The following is a 21,300-nucleotide window of genomic DNA, read 5'->3' on the forward strand; positions in this document are numbered from 1 at the left end:
GCCAATCCGGCGTTCAGGTCGACCCGTTCAGCTGTTCAGGCGCTGGCGCGGACGATCAGCGGGGCGGTGACCAGGCGACCGGGTTCGTCCGGGGCGGCCGCGATCTCATGCAGGGCCCGCTCGAACAGGCACTTCGCGATCGAGTGCAACGGGATTCGGGCAGTTGTCAGTGGTGTGTCGAGCATGCTCGCGAACGGGAAGTCGTTGAAGCCGGTGACCGCGACATCACGGCCGACCGTGATCCCGCGGCGCTGCAGTGTCCGCATCGCCACCACCGCGAACGCGTCGTTGTCCGCGACGAAGACATCGGGTGGTTCCGCGTCCTCGACGTACGTCGCGACCGCCTCGAGTGACCCGAACGATCGGGCCACCGTCGCCGGGAACTCCCGGACGAACCCGTCGTAGCGCTGATGCACCCACGGTAGCGGGCTGTCGGTCCCGAGGTACACGGCCCGCTCGCGCCCGGTCGAGCGCAGATGTGCGGCGATCGCGGCCATCGAGGCCTCGTTGTCGACATCGACCCAGCACTGCCGGTGCTCCGCCGCCGTCCGCCCGAACGCCACGAACGGGAAGCGCCGCCGGCTGAGGAACTCGATCCGCTCGTCGTGCGGCATCGTTTCGAGGACGACGATCGCGTCCACCTGGCGCGCCGCGATCAGCTTGTCGTACAGCGCGATCTCGGTTGCGCCGTCGGTCGGCGTCGTCACGTGGACGCCGTACCCGGAGACCGCGGCCGCCGTCACGAAGCCTCCGAGCAGGCCGTGCAGGAAGCCGCCGAGCCTCAAGTTCTCCGGCTCGCCGTCAGGGTCGCCGTCGGTCTCGTCGTCGAAGTACAGCGGCAGGCCGATCACCTGGCTGCGGCCGGACGACAACGCCCGCGCCGCGTGGTTCGGGATGTACCCGAGCTTGTCGATCGCGGCGCGCACGGTCCGAACGGTCTGCGGCGCGACCCGGTGCGGTGCGTTGAGCACGTTCGACACCGTCATCGCCGACACGCCGGCCAGTTTCGCGACGTCCGCGACCGTCGTACGCCGTGGTGTGTCGCCAGCCAATTGATCCCCCTAGGTGCTCACAATCCGGGCCGCCCCACCCACCGGAACCTCGATCTCCCACACCCCTGAGGGAGTCGTCGTCTCGCGGTGCACCTCATGGCCCGAACAATCAGACACTACGAGATCGACGGGTCCGCCGCCCGCACCTTCGACGTACAGCCGCCGGTCGGCGCCCCCGTTGACCACGACGGTGCACGACTCCCGTACCTGCACCACCGGGTTCGTGTACACAGCGACCACCGTTTCGGATCCACCGATCGCCCGTACCTGCGTGTAGCGCGCGTCGGACCGGGACGGGAGCAGTACGCCGTGCAGCAGCGCGTCGGCGTGGTCGCGCATGAATCCGAGCCAGTACCGCACGACCCCTGCGTGGGCGGGCGGCAGCGCGTCCGGCTCCATCGAGACCTGCGGCGTGCTGAACATCGTGTTGACGAAGTGCAGTGCGACGTTCTCCGGTGCTGCCGCCGGATGCCACATCAGCATGTCCGAGTGCACGGCGCGGTCACCGGCCAGCAGCCGGCAGTCGATCGTGCGCACCCGGTTCTCGACCGGGTCGAGTGCGCAGTCGCCGGCGCGCAGGAACGTGCCGAACTGCCACAGCCGCGGGTTCACGTAGTCCTGCCGGAACTCGATCAGGACCTCGGGGCGCAGCTTCCGCAACTCATCGGTGACGGCCTGCAGAAACCTCTCCACACCTTCGTCCACGGACGCGCAGTCCCCGCCCGGCGCCGGCGGGACGTCGGTGCGGGCCCAGGAATCGATGAAGTCGATCTTCAGGCCGTCGACCCCCCAATCCCGCACCGGACGGACGCAGCACTCCAGCAGATGGTCGCGCACCTCGGGGTACCGGGGGTCCAGGACGGCAGTCACCTCACCGTCCGCGAAGCCCAGTGTGTGGTTCTTGAACCTGTCCCAGGCCTTGGAGTGCACGCCCATCAGCGGTGGCGCGATCCACAGGACGTACTTCTGGCCGAGCTCGTGCACGCGCCGGACGTGCGCAGCCATGTCCGGAAACTTGCTGGTGGTCGGCTCCCAGTCGCCGCAGTACGCGTACCCGCGGCGCGTGTCGTCGGTCTGCCAGCCGTCGTCGACGATCACCGCCTGGGTGCCGTACGTCGCACTCGCGCGGGCGTGCCGTTCGACCGACTCGGCGGACACGTGCTGGTGGTCGCTGTACCAGGTCGAGTACATCGCCTGCCGTGCGACGGCCGGTACCTCGGCGATCCGGCCGTCCAACTCGGCGGCCCACTCCGCCGTTACCGCACGCAGAGCTTCGGCGAAATGCAGGGCTCTGAGATCGATCCGCAGGGCGAAGCCGTCGCCCTCGACGTCGGTCACGGTCAGCTGGATCAGCTGCTCCGCGGTCTCCTCGTTGGCGCCTACGGCGAAGTCGCAGCCGCGCACGCCGGACGACAAGGACACGGTCAGCAGACTGCGATCCTGCGCGTCGACGAGCGACGCCACCGGCGCTGAGCGGACCGAGCGCACCTCGCGCCGCGATCCCCAGTCCGACGGCACGTCGCGGCGCGACCCCTGGCTCGGCCGCCAGAGCGTCACTGCGTCCGCGGCCGGCCAGGTCCAGCGCACTGTCACCGGACCGTCGACGGCGACGTCGGCAACAACGTCGTACGTCGCGATGCCAGGTTCGGCCGTCGCGCGCTCGGTCAGGACGGCGTGTCCGGACACGGTCGCGCGCCGAACGATCTGACCATCGGCGGAGCGGATGTCGAATGTGTTCACATGCTGGACTATAGCGGTAAAACCGGAGGCGTCCAGCTATTGACTGAGTTGTTCCTGGTCTCTAGCTTTTACCGCTAATACGCCCCGTTCTTCGAGGAGTCCGGATTGGTTTTGGCCCCGGCCTCCGGCGGCCAGCCATGCGTTGCTGGCCGTCGCTTCCGGGCGCCGTAAAACCGCCCGCACGGAATTGAATTCAGTGAGGAGAACTGTGATGCCGACCAATGAAAAACCCTTGGGGAATTCCGTCACGCGGCGTGGTTTCCTGGCCGGTGCCGCCCTGGCCGGAGTGGGTTCGAGCGGATTGCTGTCCGCCTGTGCAGGAGGCAGCGCGGGTGGCACCTCGAGCTCCGCCGACAAGAGCGGTACGGGCGGCAAGGGCGGCGCCGTGACCTGGGCCTCCTGGGCCAACCCGGGCGAGGCCGAGCGATTCCGGCAGATCTCGAAGGACTACGAGGCCGCGCACGGGACCAAGGTCACTTTTCAGGTGGTGGTCGGCGACTACGGGGCGAAGTTGCTCACCCAGCTCGCCGGTGGCAGTGCTCCGGACGTCTTCTACGTGCAGGACTCGGGCATGCAACGGCTCATCCAGTCCAAGAACGTCACCGATTTCACCGAGTTCACGTCGAAACCGGACTCGCCGGTCAAGATCGACGACCTGTACCCGAACCTGATGGGCTGGTGCAAGCCTGCCGACGGCAGTCCGGGCACCTATGGACTGGTGGTCGACTGCAACCCGATCGTGTTCTGGTTCAACAAGGACATGTGTGAGGCCGCGGGCATCACCAAGAACCCCGCACAACTGCAGGAAGCCGGCGCCTGGAACCGGGACGCCGTGGACGACTTCCTGACCAAGATCAAGGCCACCGGTAAGCGGGGAATGGTGCTGGAGGGCGGCTTCGGTCCGATGTTCAGCTGGATGACCGCGTTCGGGGGCAAGATCGTCGACGGCGACAAGGTGATCTTCAACGAGGACGCGAAGGCGATGGAGACCCTCGAGTGGCTCTGGGAGGGCATGGCCAACGGCAACATCACCTACAGCGGAACGTTGCCGAAGGGGCAGGGGATCGATGCCCTGTTCTACGCCCAGCAGCTCGCCAGCTGCCAGGTCGGGCGCTGGATCCTCCCGAATCTGAAGAAGCTGAAGTTCGGCTACGACATTGCACCGTTCGCGTCCGCCGACGGGAAGAGCGTACCGCCGGTGATCGTCTACACCGCGGCCATCGGCGTGAACTCCAAGGCCAAGGATCCCGAAGCCGCGATGTACTTCGCCACCCGGTACGTCAACAAGGACGGTCAGAAGGCCCGGCTCTCCGGCGGAGGCAACGCCGTGCCTGCCGTCGCGGGACTGGACGAGGTGGTGATGGAGAACAAGCTGCCCGAACACTGCGCCTGGTTCACCGACACCGCCAAGAACGGCTACGCCATCCCGTCGGCCATCGCGTCCAAGGCGACGGTCGGCGCCAACCTCGGCACCGAGATGGACAAGTCGATCAAGGCCGGCGACAGCGCCAAGGTGTGGGCCGACAAGATCTGCAAGTTCATCAACACCGGGAGCTGAGACATGGCGCTCGCTCCCGATGTGAGGCGCCGACGGCGGATCGAGGCACTGTGGGGGTACGCCTTTCTCACCCCCCAGCTGCTCGGCCTGATCGCGTTCATGGTGGGTCCCTTGGTCTTCGCTCTGGTGCTGGCGTTCTCGAGCTGGGACGGTCTGGGGTCACGCACCTTCGTCGGGCTGCAGAACTTCATCGGTGTCTGGCAGAACGCCCAGCTGCGGCAGTCCTGGGTGAACACCGCATGGTTCACCGCCCTCCAGGTCCCCGGGCTGCTGATCACCGGCTTCTTCTTCGCGTTCTTCATTCAGAAGGCGGGGCGACTGACACCCTTCTACCGGGTGTTCTTCTTCGCGCCGCAGGTCACCTCGACCGTCGCGGTCGGTGCCATCTGGCTCTGGCTGCTGAATCCCGAGATCAGCCCGATCAATGCCTTCCTGAAGACGCTCGGTGTACCGAACCCGCCGGACTGGTTGCAGGACCCCCGGTCGGCGATTCCTGCGATCGCCCTGGTGTCGATCTGGCAGGGCCTCGGCTACATGATCGTGATGTTCGTCGCCGGTCTGCAGAGCATCTCGCCGACCCTGATGGAGGCCGCCGACATCGACGGTGCCTCGGAATGGCAGAAGCTGCGCAAGATCACCGTGCCGCTGCTGTCGCCGACCATTCTGTTTCTTTCGATCACCTCGATCATCGGGTCTTTCCAGGTGTTCGACTACATCTACTTCTTCTTCGACACCTCGGCGCCGGCGAACGCCCACACGATCGTGTACGACATCGTGAACATCGCGTTCCGTGAGTTCAAGTTCGGGTTCGCAGCCGCGATCGCGGTGTACCTGTTCCTCGTCCTGCTGGTTCTGACCGGCCTCCAGTTTCTTGCGCAGAAGAGATGGGTGCATTACACCGAATGACTTCCTCATCAGAAGAGATCGGCGCCCGGGCCCTGGATTCGGCGCGCCGGAAAAATGCTGCTCGCGGGCTCGGCGGCGGGCGGTTCAAGCCGTCCTGGATTCCGCTGCACCTGCTGCTGGCCGCAGGTTCGCTGGTGATGTTCGTGCCGTTCCTGTGGATGTTGTTCTCGGCGTTGAAACCGCTGGAGGAGATCTTCACCCAGCCGCCGAAGCTGCTGCCGAAGATCTGGCAGTGGCAGAACTTCGTCACGGCCTGGCAGGGCGCCGACTTCGCGCGGGCGTACTTCAACAGCGCCTACATCGCCGCCCTGGTGACGGTCCTGACGCTGATCACCTGCTCGATGGCGGCCTACGCGTTCGCGCGGATCCGGTTCCCGGGGCGCCGGGTGCTGTTCGGCATCTTCCTGGCGACGATGATGGTTCCGTTCCAGCTGACGGTGATCCCGCTCTACGTGATCATGGGGCAGCTCCGCTGGATCGACACCCATCTCGCGCTCATCGTCCCGCCGGCGCTGTTCAACGCCTTCGGCGTCTTCCTTCTCCGCCAGTATGTCCGCGGTATCCCACTGGAACTGGAGGAGGCGGCCTCGATCGACGGCGCGGGGCGGATCCGCATCTTCACCACCATCATCCTGCCGCTGCTGCGGACCCCGCTCGTGGCCCTGGGCATCTTCGTGTTCCTCGGGCAGTGGAACTCGTTCTTCGCCCCGCTGATCTTCCTGAACAGCGACCGGAACTTCACGATCCCGCTGGTGGTGAACCAGTTCAAGGGCGCGTATTCCTCGGACTGGACCAGCCTGATGGCGGCCACCACGATGGCGGCGCTGCCCATGCTGCTGGTCTTCATCATCGCCCAGCGCCAGATCGTCCAAGGCATCGCCCTCTCCGGCTCCAAAACCTGACCGCCCTGCGGCCATCCGGCTTCTTGAGCGGCGTCGATGACGACGCAGCTGCCGCCAGAACGTGCATCGGTTGGCCAGGAGGGGCATTCCGCCGGGGCGGAGCGTGCGCCAAAGTGATCATCATTTGGACCTGTCGAGGAACGGGAGCACCGTGATCACGATCGATGTTGAGAAGTCCGACCTGGCGGCCGGTGTGCTGGCGCCCGAGCGGCTCGCGGCGGCGTTGGAGGCGCTGCGGACCGACGGTGCGGTGGTGCTGGCGAATGTGGTCGACCTGGATCACCTCGACGCGCTGCACGAGCGGATGCTCGAGGATCTGGCGTTGCTCCAGGCGCGCCCGGACGCGCCGTACAACTGGACCGCGGGCAACATCCAGCAGGATCCGCCGCCGTTCGAGCCGTACCTGTTCGAGGACGTGCTGCTCAACCCGCAGGTGATCGCGGTGACGTCGGCGATCCTCGGGCCGGGGCTGCGCAACACCATGTACAGCGGCAACACGTCACTGCCCAGTGACACCCGCCAGCCGGTGCACGCGGACATCGGCCACCTGTGGCCGTCGGACGCGATGGAGGTCGCGCATCCGCCGGCGCAGCTGGTGGTGAACGTGCCGACCGTCGACGTCTCGGCGGAGAACGGCGCGACCGAGATCTGGCTCGGAACGCACAAGGACCTCACGGTCGGCGTCGGCGGCGACATCGAGGTGCCGCTGGACGCGCTGGAGGCCCGGCGCAAGCTGGCGCCGCCGATCCAGCCTGACATTCGCCGCGGCAGTGTGCTGATCCGAGACGTCCGCCTGTGGCACGCCGGGATGCCGAACCGTACCGATCGCCCGCGCCCGATGATCGCGATGGTGCATGTGAGCCACTGGCTCGAGACCGGGACCCCGTTGGAGTTCCCGGCCTCGAGTCAAGCGTTCTTCGACCACCCGGTGCTGACCCAGGCCGCGCGGTTCACCGAGCAGCCCAGCGACCACATCTACCGCAGCCAGGGCTTCGGCCTCGACCAGGTCGGCTGACCGCGCAGAGTCAGGAGAGCCGGCCCGCGACCGCCGCGGCGAAGTTTCCCGCGTCCTCCGGCCGGACCGGAACGCGCGGGAACTCGTTGCGGCGGGCCAGGTCGCCGAGCCACGCCAGGCTCGGCTTGGGGGTCCGGACGAACGTCTCGCGGTCGACCGCGATCAGCCCGAACGTCGGCTCGAACGACCCCCACTCGTAGTTGTCCAGCAGCGACCAGTGCAGGTACCCGCGCACGTCGCAGCCGTCCTCGATCGCGGCCGCCATCCCGCTCAGCGCGCCGGAGGTGTAGTCGATCCGCTTCCGGTCGTCCCGGGTGGCGATGCCGTTCTCGGTCACCATCATCGGTACGCCGCCGGTGACGTCGCGGGTGTGGCGCAGCGCGTGGCCGAGCGCCTCGGGGTAGTACTCCCAGCCGGTGAGCGTCCGCTCGACACCGTCCGCGAACGGCACCGGTCCGTCCGGCCCGATGATGGTGCGCAGGTACGACTGCACGCCGATGAAGTCGTCGTTCCGGCTCTGCTCGAGGAAGAAGTCCTCCCGCCAGTACGCCCACTCGTCGCGGTCCTTCTCGTGCCCCGGCACCGCCTGGTACACCTGGTTCGCAACCGTCCAGCCGGCCTTGACGTGACCGAGTCCGCGGAGCACCTCGACCGACGCGTGGTGCGCCTCCGCGATCACCTTGGCCGCGTGTGGCGACGGGCCGGGGAAGTTCACGCCGACCTCGGTGTCGATCCGTGCCTCGGTCTGGTTGACCATCATGTTCGGCTCGTTGATCGTCACCACCCAGTTGACGTCGGCGAGGATCGACGTCGCGGTCTCGGTGAAGATGCGGAACCGGTCGACGACGTCGTCGGCGTACCAGCCGCCCTCCTCGTGCTGCCAGCGCGGCACGGTGAAGTGCTGCAGCGTCACGATCGGCTCGACGCCGGCCTCGCGGCAGGTGTCGATCATCCGCCGGTAATGGGCGAGCTGCGCCCGGGACACCTCGCCCTTGGCCGGCTCGATGCGGGACCACTCCAGCGAGAACCGGTACGCGTTCAGGCCGGCCTCCGCGAGCAGCGCGATGTCCTCGCCGTAGCGGTGGTACGAGTCGCAGGCGTCACCGGACGGTTCCTTCGACCAGGTGTCCGGAGCGTGCTCCTGAACCCAGTGGCCGGTGTTGGTGTTGCCGCCTTCGATCTGATGGCCGGCGGTCGCGGCGCCCCAGAGGAAGTTGTCGGGCGCAGGGGTCGGGGAGGTCATAGCAGTCCTTTCTGGGGACATGGTCAGGGGCGGTTGCGTGGTCACCACGGCACCAGCGAATGGCCGCGGGCGGGAATGGTCGTCGTGGGCTGGACCTGCTGCCCGTCGACGCTGATCGACGCCTGGATCGGGTACGGCGCGACGTTGACGACGATCAGCAGGTTGCCGTGGTCCGACGTGACCGGCACGGTCACCAGACCCGTGCGGTCGGCGTCGATCGCGACCCGCGGCGTGACGTCGAGCCTGCCGAACAAGGTGTGCCAGTCGTCGAGGTGCTTGGCCGGGAGGTCGCAGCCGACGAAGATCATCGAGCCCGCGCCCAGCGGGACCTGGACCCCGCACGGCTGTCCGGAGCCGACTTCGCGGAGCAGGACGGCGGCCTCGGTAGGTGCCTCGAGCAACTGGGCCATCGCGATCCGCCGGTCGGCGTCGAGCGGGAAGTCGTCGGTCCCGGTCACCGTCGGCCAGTACGGCCCCGCCTCGCCGCGCCCGTCGACGCGGACACCGGCCGCGGACAAACCGAACGCATCGGCAAGAATCGTGCACGGCGTACCGTCGTGGTCGCGGTCCGGAAGCAGTCCGGTGAGCAACAGGTTGCCACCGTTGCGGACGTGATCGACGAGCCACTGCTGCACCTGTCGTCCCAACGTACGTGGGGTGCTGAGCGCGATCGTCCGCGGCGCGGCGGCAGCCGTCGTACCGGCCGCCCAGGACGAGTCCGGCTCGGCGAGCGCCTGCAGGTCGACCGCGTCCACGTGGTATCCGCCGAGAACGATCGCCCGGCCCAGGGCGTCCCGCGCGCCGAAGCCACGATGGCGTTCGATATCGGCGACCTGCTCGCGGCGGGCGGTCGCGGACGGATGGGCGTACTCGGTCAGGTAGTGGTCGGCAACGAACCCGAACCCGAGGTTGTCGGTCAACTGCCGGCCGGACGCGAGGATCGGCTCGAAACCGCGAACTTCCTTGATCAGCGCGGACACCGCGTCGTACGACGGCGTCGGGTGGCCCTCGGGATCGATCGGTGCCGCGAAGCCGTGCCGCTCACCGGTGAAGGCGATCCGCGGAATGCCGTCGTTCTCGGGGTCCTCGAGGACTGGGTTCCGGCCGCCGGTCAGCAGGTAGTAGTTGATCAGGCGGTTGCCCTGGCCGAGCGTCAGCAACGTCTTGTGGACGCCGGACTCCGGCGAGCTGAGACCGTCGAGGTTGTCGCCGTAGTCGCCCGTCCCGACCTCGAACTCCAGCGCGGACGCGGGCTGGTCCGGACCGTTGACGCAGGCAAGGATCGCGTTGCAGAGATAGAGGTCGGCGACGTTCTGGACGGTCAGCTCGCCGAGGTAGTAGTCGGATCCGGCGAGCACGCCGCCCCGTCCCCGGTACGCCGGTGCGAGCTGGCTGACGCCGATCGGGAACGTCGTACCGCGCCCGCCGCCGGTGCCATGGACGTTGATCAGCAACGGCACCGAGATGCCCTGTGCGCGGGAGAACGCCTCCAGGTGCTGCAGGTACTGCGCGAAATCGGAACGTGTCCAGAGCCCGAGCTCGTGATGGAAAGCCAGGGACTGCGCCGGATCGCCGCCCGATCGGACGGCTGCCGCGAGCTCCTCCAGCTCACCGCCGGCCGCCCCAAGCAGCTTGAGTACGTCGTCCGCACCGTGGCGATCGGTCAGCCATTCGAGGAAGTTGCCCATAGCAAGGTCATTGAGATGCGGGGTGTTCGTCACCCAGGCGAGCATCCCGACCTCGTTGTCCAGTTGGACGCCGACGATTGGACCGTCCGGCGCCTGCCGCGGCGCCAGTACGTCGTACACCGCGCGCAGCCAGCGCTCCGCCTCGGCGAGGTACCCCGGGTGCTGATAGTCGAGATCCTCGGTGGGAGCGGGCTTGCCGTCCCATCCGGTCGCCTTGGCATCGGCGTACTCACGGTGGATGCGGTGCGGAATGCCTTCGTTCTTCAGCTCGGCCATCACGAACGGACCGGGGCGGGCGAGGAACCGCAGGCCGAACGACGCGCACAGGTCGATGAAGGCGGGCAGGTCGCGCTCCGGACAGGTCCGGCCGGTGAGATCGAGCTCGCCGTCGGGCAACTCGTGCCAGATCCACGGTATGTAACTGGCGATCGTGTCCAGCCCCGCTTCCTTGGCGAGGGTGAGCCGGTCGGCCCACTCGTCGCGCCGGAGGCGGAAGTAGTGCACCTCGCCCGCCAGCAGCAGGGCAGGCCGCGCGCCGATCTCGATCCGGCCGTCACGCAACGCAATGGTCTGTAGGTCGCTCTCGGATGCTGCGCTCACAAAGTCCCTCCAACGGACGGTTGCGCTCCGGTCGTGTTCGGTGACAAGCTCTGGTGAATCGCAATTGTAACCGGTTACAATCCCAGCCCGCCAGGCATTCGTCGCCTGGGCCAGTGAGGCGGCCCGACCCGTTAGGAGGCCCTCGCAGTGCCCGAACAAAAGCCGGAAGACCGGATGAGCGTGCGTGAGATCGCCAAGCTGGCCGGTGTCTCGACCGCGACCGTGTCGCGGGTGTACCGCGGCGTGGGCAGCGTTTCGGCGGCGACGAAAGCCAAGGTCCAGGCCGCGATCGAGCAGTACGGCTACCGGCCGAGTCATCTCGGTGCGGCGCTGGCCAACCGGCGTCACGGAGCGCTCGCGGTGGTGTTCCCGGGCCTGTCCGGGCCGTACTTCGCCGAGTTGATCAACGGTGTCGAAAGCGTCGCCGTACCGGGACAGATGAGTGTGCACGTGATCGGCACCCATCTGCGCCGGGACGCGCCGGACGAACTGCTCGACGTCGCTCGGCGGGTTGACGGAATGGCGATCCACGGCGGCACGGTGCCGAAGGCGGTCATCGAGCAGCTGGCCGCGCGGCACCCGGTCGTCATGATCGGCCCGGACCCACATCCCGCGCCGGTCGTCGTCCGCACCGACCACGAGGCGTTCCGCGAGTTGGTGACCCACCTGCTCGTCGACCACAAACTGCGCAAGCTGATCTTCGTCGGCAACCCGGAAGGTTCGCCGGACCTGACCGAACGCTGGGAGGCGTTCGTGACCGCACACAAGTTGCTCCGGCTCCGGCCGGGCAAGCAGTACCCGACCGGACTCGAACAGACCCACGGTGTGCAGGCGGCCGACGACGTGCTGGCCGGCGGGTACGACGGCGCGGTCTGCGGTAACGACGAAACCGCGCTCGGCCTGATGATGGCGGTGCTCGGACGGGGCCTGAAGGTGCCCGACGACCTCGTGATCACCGGCGTCGACGACGTCCCGATGAGTTCGCTGGTGAGTCCTGGACTCACCACTGTCGCCCGGCCGCTGGCCGAGCTCGGAGCAACGGCCACCCGGCTGCTGCTCGACCTGATCAACGGCGCGGACGTCGCGCCCGAGACCGTCCTCACGTCGCGCCTGGTCCAACGGGCCAGCTGCGGCTGCACGGACTAACACCTGGGAAGCGCTTCAGACACACGCATTTTTCGCACAGGTTGCTACCTGACACACGGAGGTGTCGTCATGACGAGTACTTCGTTCCACAACCGACGAGGACGGGGGTCATGGCGGGGGGTCCTTGCCGCGGCGTTGTCGGTCAGCCTGCTGGTGCTACCAGCATGCGCCGGCAGTCGCGTCGCGGGAGAGAAACAGCAGCAGGAGAATTCGGCATCCGGCTCCGGGGACATGATCCCGGAGCTGAATCTGCCGACCGAGTCGGACGCGTCGATGGGTAGTCTGGTGAACTACAACCCGTTCGCGCCGCAGGTCACCGTTCGTACCTGGCTGTTCGAGCCGTTGATGCACCAGAACTCCCTCAACTGCGACGTCACGCCGTGGCTCGCGACGGCGTACAACTGGGAGAGTCCGACCAAGCTCGTGTTCACGATCCGCCAGGGCGTGAAGTGGAGCGACGGGTCGCCGCTGACGGCCAACGACGTGGCGTTCACCTTCAACCTGACCAAGAAGTACCCGGCGATCGACCAGGCAGGCGTCTGGAACGACACCTTCGGGGCCAAGGCGAAGTCGGTCACCGCGGACGGCGACAAGGTGACGTTCGACTTCGAGGGCCCGGCGGCCACGAAGTTCACCTACATCGTCGGCCAGAAGATCGTGTCGGAGAAGGAGTTCGGGTCGGTCGGCGACCCGGCCAAGTACGTCTCGAAGAACCCGATCTCGACCGGGCCCTTCAAGATCGCCTCGTACAACGGCCGGCGCCTCGAGCTCACCCGCCGCGACGACTACTGGCAGGCCGACAAGATCAAGGTTCAGAAACTGGTTCTCGAGGGCAACTACGACGCCAACCAGGCTGCCGCCAAGCTGAAGGCCGGCGAGCTCGACTTCTACTCCGGCGAGATCCCCAACCCGGAGAAGGCGTTCGTCGCCGCGGACCCGAAGACCAACCACGTCTGGTACGCGCCCAACGGCCTCACGGTGGTGGCGCCGAACCTGACCCAGAAGCCGTTCAACGACGTCAAGTTCCGCGAGGCGCTCGCGTACGGCATGGACAAGCAGAGTGCCACCGACAAGGCGACGTACGGCCTGATGAAGGTCGCCAGCCAGTCGGGTCTGCCGCTGCCGGAGAAGTCCGACATGCTGCCGGAGAAGTACCCGGCCGAGAGCACCGTGATCCCGTTCGACCAGGCCAAGGCGAACCAGCTGCTGGACGCGGCCGGATACGCCAAGGGCTCGGACGGTCTGCGCCGCAACCCGGACGGATCGCCGCTCAAGATCACCTTCTCGGTGCAGGCCGGGTGGATCGACTACGAGGCGATGGCGGACGAGCTGACCAGCAACTTCCGCAAGCTGGGGCTGGACATCAAGCAGAACAAGATGCCGCCGGAAGCCGTCGACCAGCAGAAGAAGTCCGGCAACTTCCAGCTGATGATCAACTACATGGGCGCCGGCTGCGACTACGCGCACGGTATGGGCGCGACCATGGCGACCGCGGAGATCCCGGACAAGACCACGATCAAGGGCAACATCGAGCGGTACTCCAACCCGGCGGTCGACAAGGCGATCTCGGCGCTGGCGGCGGCCACCGACGAGAAGGCGACCAAGGAACAGGTCGGCGTCATGGTCGACGCGATGATGACCGACTTCCCGGTGCTGCCGATCCTGTACGCGCCGGCCCGGGCGATCTACCGCACCGACCACGCCGTCGGCTGGCCGACCGCCGAGGACCCGTACGCGAACCCGCAGGATCAGCCACTCGTGTGGATGACGCACCTGACCGCAGCGCCGTCGAAGTAGTCCGATGCGGTACTTCGTCCGGAAGGTCGGCTTCTTCGTCCTCACGCTGTGGGCAGTCGTGACGCTGAACTTCATGATCCCCCGGCTGCAGCCGGGGGATCCCGCCGAACTGATGGTGCAGAACCTCGCCGGAAAGGACGCGCAGCTCAACCGCGCGCAGGTGGAGGCGATGCGCGACCTGCTCGGCGCTCCCGGCGGTTCGCTGTTCGAGCAGTACTGGAAGTACCTGGGCCAACTGCTGCACGGCAACCTCGGAATCTCCTACACCTACTTCCCGTACTCGGTGACCGACGTGATCGGCAAGGCGTTCCTGTGGACGCTCTTGCTGGTCGGCGTCGTCCAGGTGCTGTCGTTCGTCATCGGCGTGCTGCTCGGTGCGTTCGCCGCGTGGCGGCGCAACACCAGGTTCGACACCTCGGTGACGGTCGTGTCGACGTTCGTCGGGACGCTGCAGCCGTTCTGGATCGCGCTGCTGCTGATCTACGGGCTCGGCTACGGCCTCGGCTGGTTCCCGACGGCGGGCGGGTACGAGGCGTCGACGCCGGGGTTCAACGGTGCGTTCCTGTACGACGCGTTCTCGCACGCGTTCCTGCCCGGGCTGACGCTGATGATCGTGACGCCGATCGGCTGGGTGCTGGGGATGCGGAACACGATGATCATGAACCTCGGCGAGGACTACATCCGGCTGGCCCGTGCCAAGGGTCTGCCGGACCGGATGATCGCGCTGCGGTACGCCGCCCGGAACGCGATGCTGCCGAGTGTCGCCGGGTTCGCGCTCGCGCTGGGCGGTGTGCTCGGCGGGACGATCCTGGTCGAGACCGTGTTCGACTATCCCGGCCTCGGCCGGCTGATGGGGGAAGCGGTCGGCATCAAGGACTATCCGCTGCTGCAGGGCCTGATGCTGCTGACCGCGGTGGCGACGCTGGTGGCCAACCTGATCGCCGACCTGATGTACGGAATCCTTGATCCCCGCGCGAGGAGGGCGGCCGCATGAGCAGCACGCAGAATCCTGCCCTACCGGGTACTCCGAGTCCGTCGTCGGAGGCGTCGGCGGCCGAGGACCAGGCCGTCGTCGCGAGTACGGACGCCGCCGATCGCTGGTACCGGATCGTGTGGAGCAGCAAGAAGGCCCGCTTCGGGATCGTCGTGGTGGCGATCTACGTTCTGGTTGCACTGCTGGCTCCGGTAATCGCGCCGTACGATCCGACCGACGGCTCGTTCACGCCGCTGACGGGTCCCTCGGCGCAGCACCTGCTCGGGACCAACGTGGCGGGGGTCGACGTGTTCTCCCAGGTGGTCTACGGCAGCCGGGTGTCATTGCTCGTCGGCCTGCTGGGCGGACTGCTCGCGACCGCGATCGCGTTGCTGATCGGCCTGGTCTCGGGGTACGCCGAGGGGACGATCGTCGACGACGTGCTGACGTTCCTCACCAACACCGCACTGGTGATCCCGGTGCTGCCGCTGATCATCACGCTGGTCGCGTATTCCAACACCCGTGGCATCCCGCTGATCGTCGGCGTCATTGCGATCACGTCCTGGGCCGGCGCGGCCCGGTCGAAACGCGCGCAGATCATCACGCTGCGGAACCGTGACTTCGTCACCGCGGCGAAGTTCGCCGGCGACGGGCCGCTACGGATCATCTTCTCCGAGATCCTGCCGAACATGACGTCGCTGGTCGCCGCCGCCTTTGTTGGTGCGGCCACCGGTGCGATCGGCGCCGAGGCGGGTCTCGCCGTACTGGGTCTCGGCAGCAGCGACTCGGTGTCGTGGGGAACGATCCTCTACCAGGCCGACGCCGCCGGCGCGATCTCCCAGGGGCTGTTCGCCTGGGTGTTCGTCCCCGGTCTGGTGCTGGCGATCTTGATCACGTCGATGGCCTTCGTGAACTTCGGCATCGACCTGCTCAGCAATCCGCATCTCAGGGAGGACTGAGACATGGCGCTTCTCGAGGTTCGCGATCTGTGCATCCGCTACGAACCCAAGCAGCGGCCGGTCGTCGACGCGGTCAGCCAGCTCAGCTTCAGCATCGACGAAGGTGAGTTCGTCGGCCTGATCGGCGAGTCCGGCTCGGGCAAGACGACTGTCGGTACGGCGATCCTGCGGCTGCTCGAACGACCCGGCCGGATCACCGGCGGATCGATCGTGTTCGACGGCACCGACATCACCGAGCTGAGTCAGGATCAGCTGCGCAAGTACCGCTGGCGCGACATCGCGACGGTCTTCCAGAGCAGCATGAACTCGCTGAACCCGGTCGCCCGCGTCGAGGCGCAGTTCGCCGACGTGATCCAGTGCCACACGGAGCTGCGCGGCGCGGAGATCACCGAGCGGATCAAGACGCTGTTCGACATGGTGCTGATCGATCCGAAATTCATGACGGCGTACCCGCACGAGCTGTCCGGCGGGATGCGGCAGCGCGTCAACCTGGCGCTGGCGCTGGCGATCGAGCCGCGGTTCGTGGTCCTCGACGAGCCGACGACCGGCCTCGACGTCGTCGTCCAGCACAGCATCCTGGAGAACGTGCGGCGGCTGCAGAAGGAGCTCGGCTTCGCGGTGCTGTTCATCAGCCACGATCTCGGCAGCGTTCTCGACCTGTCCGACCGGACGATGGTGATGTACGCCGGGAAGCTCGTCGAGGAGCAGTCCGCTCGGCAGTTGCTCCGCGATCCGCTGCACCCTTACACGAAAGGCCTGCTGGGTTCGTACGGCGATCCGCGCGCGGAGACCGTACGGATCACGTACGTCCCGGGCCGGCCGCCGGACCTCGCGCATCGCCCGACGGGATGTGCCTTCGCCGCGCGGTGTCCGGAGCGGGTCGAGCTGTGTAGCGAGGTCGAGCCTGCGCAGGCGGTTGTCGATGACGCTCTGGTGGCATGTCATGTCGCGGCCGTGCAGCGGGGCGTCGCCGACGGTCTCGAGGTGGGGCCGCCGATCCGGACGTTCGCGGGGCCGCAGTTCGTGAAGTCGGCCTCCGACGCGGTGATCGCGAACCAGGGTCGGCCGCTGGTGACGGTCGACGGTGTGTCCAAGACGTACGTTCGCCGGCAAGGTCTGCGAGCCGTCCGGACGGAGGCCGTCGCCGACGTGAACTTCGTCCTGCGACGCGGCGGTGTGACCGCACTGGTCGGCCAGAGCGGCAGCGGCAAGTCGACGATCGCGCGGATGATCACCGGCGTCGACGCGCCGACCACCGGGCAGATCACGTTCCACGGCTCGGACGGTGACCAGGTCGTCGCCAGGATGCGCGGCCGGCGGTTGCGGAACTACCGCGGCTGCGTCCAGATGGTGTTCCAGGATCCGTACTCGGCGCTGAACCCGACGAAGACGCTCGGCGCGTCACTCGCCCGGCCGTTGATCAACTTCCAGAAGTTGCGCGGCGCCGCGTTGAAGGACCGCATCATCGAGCTGCTCGAAACCGTGGCGTTGTCGCCGGGGTCGCGGTACCTGAACCGCTATCCGCACGAGCTGTCCGGTGGCCAACGGCAACGAGTCGTGATCGCCCGCGCGCTGGCGGTCGAGCCCGAGCTGATCGTCGCCGACGAGCCGATCTCCAGCCTCGACGTGTCGATCCGCGCCGAGGTTCTGGAGTTGTTCGACAAGCTGGTGCACGACCGCAGCATGGGCATCCTGTACATCACCCACGACCTGCTCAGCGCGCGGATGCTCTGCGACGAGGTGCTGGTGCTCAACGAGGGCAAGGTGGTCGAGCAGGGTCCGTCGCTGGACGTGATCCGGGCGCCGAAGGACGACTACACGCGGAAGTTGCTCGAGGCCATCCCGAACCCGTTCGCCGAGACCCGCGGGTGAGGTCAGGAGGTGGCGGTCGCGACCTGACCGTCGACCAGGAACGGTTCGAACGAGCCGTGCGGTGCCGTGCCGTCGTGGTTCATGATGATCTCGGGCGAGTACTGCAGCAGGTACACCCGGCGCAGCTTGTCGGTGAGGTTCGCCCCGCTGCGGTGGATCACGGTGCTGGAGAAACACACGATCGACCCGGCCGGGACGATCACCGGCATCCCGGGGTCGGAGCCGAAGTAGCAGACCTGGTCGCCGGTCTCGATCGGGACGTGCTTGATGTACGACTTGATCCCGGAGCGGCTGTACGGCAGCAGGTACACCGATCCGTTCTGCTCGGTGACGTCGTCGAGCGCGATCCAGCAGGTCAGGTACGGCGTGTGGTTCTCGTGGACGTATCCGGAGTCCTGGTGCCAGGCGAACGTGGTGTCCGGGTCGCCGGCCTTGATGACGTACTGCTCCCAGAACAGGTAGGAGTTGTCGCCGAGGACGCGGCGGCAGATCTGCTCCATGATCGGACCGAAGATGAAGCTGCGGAGCTCGGGGCGCTGCTGGTAGACCATGTTGCTGAAGTATCGCTTGCCCTTGGCGTTGATGCCGATCCGGTCCACACCGGCCTCGTCCATGGCGGCGTCGAGGCGGTCCATCGAGAACTGGGCGGCACTGCGCAGCAGTTCCAGATCGTCGGGTCCGATGACGTTCTCGAGAACGAAGTACCCCTCCTCGGCGTACTGGGCGACCTGGTCGTCGCTGACGAGCTGGGCGATGGAATTGTCCGTATGCGTCATGATGATCACTCTGGCAAACCGGCAGCAGCGGCCGGAATGCCCGCGGTGGCTGTTCGATGCACGTTTTGGCGCAGGAGATCACTGTGACGACCGGCGGATACCAGCGGATCACGATGTCGGACCAGGCGCCGACGCCGTTCGGCCGGGTGCTGCTGGCCGGGGAGGTCTCCGATGCCGAGCCGCTGGTGCCGGGTCCTCTGCACGCGTTGCCCGGCACGGTCATCTCGCTGGTCACCGCTGGTTGTGGCTTCTATCGGCATGCCGATCTGCGGACCGACCCGATCGTGGCACCGTCGCTGACGGTGGTGTTGCCGGGGGAGCGGCATTGGTACGGGACACGGCCGGGCGAGCGGTGGAGTGAATGGTTCGCTGTCGTCGAGGGACCCGCCTTCGATTTGCTGCGGGAAACGGGGCGGTTGACCTGGTCGGGACCGCGGCCGTTGCCGCGCGGGGTGAGTCCGGCCGATCTGGCGTTGTTGTTGCGTGCCGCTCCGCCGCGGGCCGGCGCCGAGTCGCAGATCTGGGCGTTGGCGAGTTGGTTGTCCGGCGCATTGGCACCGCCGGTCGACGACGAGACGGCCCGCTGGGAGCGGGCGGCTCGGCTGCTGGGTGAGGACCTGCCGGCGCGGTTGGAGATGCGCCAGGTGGCCTTCGAGCTCGACCTGGAGTACGACCGGTTCCGGCGGGTCTTCCGGGAGCGGTACGGGCGGTCGCCGCTTGCCTTCCGCAACGACCGTCGGCTGGAGGCGGCCGCTACGTTGCTGCGGGCAACCAATCTGACCTGCCGGGAGATCGCGCGGCGGATCGGGTTCTCCGACGAGTTCCACCTGTCCCGCCGGTTCCGCAGCCGGTACGGCGTTTCGCCGACCGCGTACCGGACCGGTTCGACCAGTACCTAGGAGACGCATGATCGAGCCTGTCATCCAGCGTGGGATCGCGATCGCCGGCGAGAACCCGATGATCGTGCTGTACCGGCCCGGCAGCGACGACATCGTCGCGCTGGTGAGCATGTGGACGGCCATGTACTCACCCGTCGGCGCTGGTCGCGCGCTGCTCATCTGGACGGATCCGGAGGCCACGGGCCTTGGTGGTGACGCGCCGGTCGGGATGTACGCCGACAACCCGGCGCTGGCGCCGTACGTCTGGGAACACTTCTACCGCGACTACGACACCATCCGCGGGCGTGGCATCGAGGAGCACGGGGTGGTGGCAGCTCGCTTCACCGAGATCTCCGGCGGCGACCGGTTCCACCGCATCACCTGCGTCACCGGCACCACCACGATCGAGCTGGAGTGGCGCGACGTCCTCGACACCTTCCAGGTTCAGACCCGCCTCACCCACTACGAAACCTCCGCTGTCGCCCGCCCCTGCGCCAGCGCCGAAGTCCGCGTCAACGGCCAGGCCGCCTTGGGCGAAGTCCACCAGCCCGAAGGGTGGTTCGGCAGCTCCGCCGCCCTCGCCTTCGCCGAAACCTGGCGCGAACTCTGACCCTTGCTCGTCAGCGCAGCGGCCGGAAGGTGTTCTGCAGGTCGGCGGTCCACTCGTCCGGCATCCCAGGGAATGAAGTGACCGCCGCCGGGGTGGGCGGTGAGTGTGGTTGTACGAGGCGGCGCGGTCGATGCTGAGGAAATTGTCGACGCGCTCCTCGGGAGTGTGGACGCTCGGCGGGTTCTCATGGCCGACGAACGTGATCCCGGTCGGGAAGGTGTGTTCGGTCGCGGTCCAATTCAGCCGGCGCTCGAGCTCGACGGTCCGCTGACGAATCTCGGGAGGCAGCCCTGCCGCAATGGGGTGCCCGCCGCTGAGGTCCCAGCCACGGGCGCCGTTCAAGAAGTCCAGTTTGAGCGCCGAGCCGATATGGATCCCGTACAGCTCGTCAGCGTACTTGTGGCCGAGCCGGTCGACCACTTTCGGCGCAGTACTCGACGAGCCGTTGCAGACGGGTGCGAGGAACGCCGTAGAAGCCGGCGTCGTTGCCTGCGTCACGAGGCCACTTGGTCGCGCGGAGGCGCCTGCGCAAGTCGTCCAGATTCTCGTCGGGTACGGCGATCTTGGTCGGTTTCCTGCGTAGGTGTCCGCGAGTTGGTCAGCCGGTGCACTACGTCGATCGAGCCGTTCAGTGTCGCGCGTTCGTCCGGGGTGAGGTGTTCGACCAGGGCGTCGAGCTTCGCGACCCGTTGTCGGTGCCGGGAGCGGACGACCTGCCGACCGGTTCTGGTGACCGAGATCAGGCTGCCGCGTCCGTCGGTCGGGTCCTTGCGGCGTTGCACCGCTTGCCCGCGCAGCGCCTCAACGGATCTCCAGGGCCATGACAATCCGCGTCGATCCGCCTGCGCCACGCACAGTCGTCCGGACCTTCGGGCGATTTTGATGGCCTAGGGGTCCGGCGACGCACCGAGTGCCCCCGTACTGCGTGTCTGCGCGGTGAGTGCCCGTGTGCTGGGTGTCTGCGCGGTGGGTGGCCGTGTGCTGGGTGTCTGCGCGGCGAGTGCCGCGCACCGCAATGCGCGCCCCCGCATGCATCCCGCATCGGGTGCCCCGCACCCGCACCGGGCCCCGCACCCCGCCGCGCACCCGCACGCGCTCCGGGCGTGCGCACCTGCGCACCGCGCAGCACAACTGGTGCGGCGCTCAGCACGTCGAGTACCACGTCGACTGCTCGCATTAGCCCCCGGCCCCACGACCATGCGGCTCGCACCGATCACGCCGGTCGGCGCCTCCGACCTGACGGGCCGGCTCATCCGGTCGGCTGGCGGCCTGGAAGCGCTTCGCCGCGGCGCCGGCATCGAAGCCCCACAAGACGACGCCGTCCGCGGCGGCTCACCACGAACGTGGTGGCGCCCGACTCGTCCCGGAGGTACCACCGCGCGAAGGAACTCTACGGAAGCCGGTGCGTGCCGGTGTGGTCGACGAGGAACCGGAACCCGTGCGGGCTGGTCCACTCGATCCCGCCGCCGGGCACGCGGCGGTTCCGCCATCCGCCGAAGGTTTTGGCGCGGTGGTGGAGCCGTCCTTGCGGGATGAGGTTGTCGACACTGGTCTGCCCAGGCGGCCCGGTCTGATCCGCGCGCCC

Annotated in this window: 17 protein-coding genes and 1 pseudogene; 11 read left to right on the forward strand and 7 right to left on the reverse strand. The window is 67.5% G+C overall.

The features are described from left to right. Positions 1-35 precede the first annotated feature (35 nt). Positions 36-1,052, reverse strand: coding sequence for a LacI family DNA-binding transcriptional regulator (locus AB0B82_RS27920; protein ID WP_360174760.1), 1,017 nt, complete (start codon positions 1,050-1,052; stop codon positions 36-38). Positions 1,053-1,061: 9 nt separating this feature from the next. Further along, positions 1,062-2,792, reverse strand: a complete 1,731-nt coding sequence (locus tag AB0B82_RS27925) for a glycoside hydrolase family 36 protein (protein WP_360174763.1) — start codon at positions 2,790-2,792, stop codon at positions 1,062-1,064. Positions 2,793-3,003: 211 nt separating this feature from the next. On the opposite strand from AB0B82_RS27925, the gene AB0B82_RS27930 reads away from it, so the two are divergent. The 4 genes from AB0B82_RS27930 (at position 3,004) to AB0B82_RS27945 (ending at position 7,173) form a co-directional block, all read left to right on the forward strand. Beyond that, positions 3,004-4,350, forward strand: a complete 1,347-nt coding sequence (locus AB0B82_RS27930) for an extracellular solute-binding protein (RefSeq protein ID WP_360174766.1) — start codon at positions 3,004-3,006, stop codon at positions 4,348-4,350. Between the two features lie 3 nt (positions 4,351-4,353). Further along, the gene (locus AB0B82_RS27935) at positions 4,354-5,256 is read left to right on the forward strand and encodes a sugar ABC transporter permease (RefSeq protein WP_360174769.1); all 903 of its coding nucleotides are present in this window, start codon (positions 4,354-4,356) and stop codon (positions 5,254-5,256) included. Continuing rightward, a complete protein-coding gene (locus tag AB0B82_RS27940) occupies positions 5,253-6,158 on the forward strand; it encodes a carbohydrate ABC transporter permease (protein ID WP_360174772.1) in 906 nt (301 codons plus the stop codon). Before AB0B82_RS27935 ends, AB0B82_RS27940 begins: the two co-directional genes overlap by 4 nt. Positions 6,159-6,309: 151 nt before the next feature. Continuing rightward, a complete protein-coding gene (locus tag AB0B82_RS27945) occupies positions 6,310-7,173 on the forward strand; it encodes a phytanoyl-CoA dioxygenase family protein (protein WP_360174775.1) in 864 nt (287 codons plus the stop codon). Positions 7,174-7,183: 10 nt separating this feature from the next. Here AB0B82_RS27945 and AB0B82_RS27950 read toward each other — a convergent pair whose 3' ends face one another. Beyond that, on the reverse strand, positions 7,184-8,416 hold the full coding sequence (locus tag AB0B82_RS27950) for a family 1 glycosylhydrolase (protein WP_360174778.1): 1,233 nt from the start codon (positions 8,414-8,416) through the stop codon (positions 7,184-7,186). A 41-nt stretch (positions 8,417-8,457) separates the two neighbouring features. Further along, positions 8,458-10,704 carry a beta-galactosidase gene (locus AB0B82_RS27955; protein WP_360174781.1) on the reverse strand — a complete coding sequence of 749 codons (2,247 nt, stop codon included), beginning with the start codon at positions 10,702-10,704 and terminating at the stop codon, positions 8,458-8,460. Positions 10,705-10,878: 174 nt separating this feature from the next. On the opposite strand from AB0B82_RS27955, the gene AB0B82_RS27960 reads away from it, so the two are divergent. The 5 genes from AB0B82_RS27960 to AB0B82_RS27980 all read left to right on the forward strand — a co-directional run bounded on the left by AB0B82_RS27960 (position 10,879) and on the right by AB0B82_RS27980 (position 17,451). Continuing rightward, positions 10,879-11,850: a LacI family DNA-binding transcriptional regulator gene (locus AB0B82_RS27960; protein ID WP_360174784.1), complete on the forward strand. Its 972-nt coding sequence runs from the start codon at positions 10,879-10,881 to the stop codon at positions 11,848-11,850. Between the two features lie 69 nt (positions 11,851-11,919). Then, positions 11,920-13,647, forward strand: a complete 1,728-nt coding sequence (locus AB0B82_RS27965; protein WP_360174787.1) for an ABC transporter substrate-binding protein — start codon at positions 11,920-11,922, stop codon at positions 13,645-13,647. Between the two features lie 4 nt (positions 13,648-13,651). Continuing rightward, complete coding sequence (locus AB0B82_RS27970; protein ID WP_360174790.1) at positions 13,652-14,641, forward strand: ABC transporter permease; 990 nt, start codon at positions 13,652-13,654, stop codon at positions 14,639-14,641. Beyond that, entirely contained in the window at positions 14,638-15,579 is a 942-nt protein-coding gene (locus AB0B82_RS27975; RefSeq protein ID WP_360174793.1) for an ABC transporter permease, read from the forward strand. Before AB0B82_RS27970 ends, AB0B82_RS27975 begins: the two co-directional genes overlap by 4 nt. A gap of 3 nt (positions 15,580-15,582) precedes the next feature. Next, positions 15,583-17,451, forward strand: coding sequence for an ABC transporter ATP-binding protein (locus AB0B82_RS27980; RefSeq protein ID WP_360174796.1), 1,869 nt, complete (start codon positions 15,583-15,585; stop codon positions 17,449-17,451). Positions 17,452-17,453: 2 nt separating this feature from the next. Here AB0B82_RS27980 and AB0B82_RS27985 read toward each other — a convergent pair whose 3' ends face one another. Continuing rightward, complete coding sequence (locus AB0B82_RS27985; protein ID WP_360174799.1) at positions 17,454-18,227, reverse strand: phytanoyl-CoA dioxygenase family protein; 774 nt, start codon at positions 18,225-18,227, stop codon at positions 17,454-17,456. Between the two features lie 83 nt (positions 18,228-18,310). On the opposite strand from AB0B82_RS27985, the gene AB0B82_RS27990 reads away from it, so the two are divergent. Both AB0B82_RS27990 and AB0B82_RS27995 read left to right on the forward strand, forming a co-directional pair. Next, positions 18,311-19,126, forward strand: a complete 816-nt coding sequence (locus tag AB0B82_RS27990; protein WP_360174802.1) for an AraC family transcriptional regulator — start codon at positions 18,311-18,313, stop codon at positions 19,124-19,126. A gap of 7 nt (positions 19,127-19,133) precedes the next feature. Continuing rightward, the gene (locus AB0B82_RS27995; RefSeq protein WP_360174805.1) at positions 19,134-19,715 is read left to right on the forward strand and encodes a hypothetical protein; all 582 of its coding nucleotides are present in this window, start codon (positions 19,134-19,136) and stop codon (positions 19,713-19,715) included. A 388-nt stretch (positions 19,716-20,103) separates the two neighbouring features. Here the strand turns inward: AB0B82_RS27995 and AB0B82_RS28000 are convergent, their stop codons facing one another. Together AB0B82_RS28000 and AB0B82_RS28005 are read right to left on the reverse strand one after the other, a co-directional pair. Further along, entirely contained in the window at positions 20,104-20,277 is a 174-nt protein-coding gene (locus AB0B82_RS28000) for an epoxide hydrolase N-terminal domain-containing protein (RefSeq protein WP_360174808.1), read from the reverse strand. 828 nt (positions 20,278-21,105) lie between these two features. Beyond that, positions 21,106-21,300 (reverse strand): annotated as a pseudogene (locus tag AB0B82_RS28005) (hypothetical protein); the annotation flags it as partial.

The sequence above is a fragment of the Kribbella sp. NPDC048915 genome, assembly GCF_040649595.1.
In the GTDB taxonomy this organism is placed as follows: Bacteria; Actinomycetota; Actinomycetes; order Propionibacteriales; family Kribbellaceae; genus Kribbella.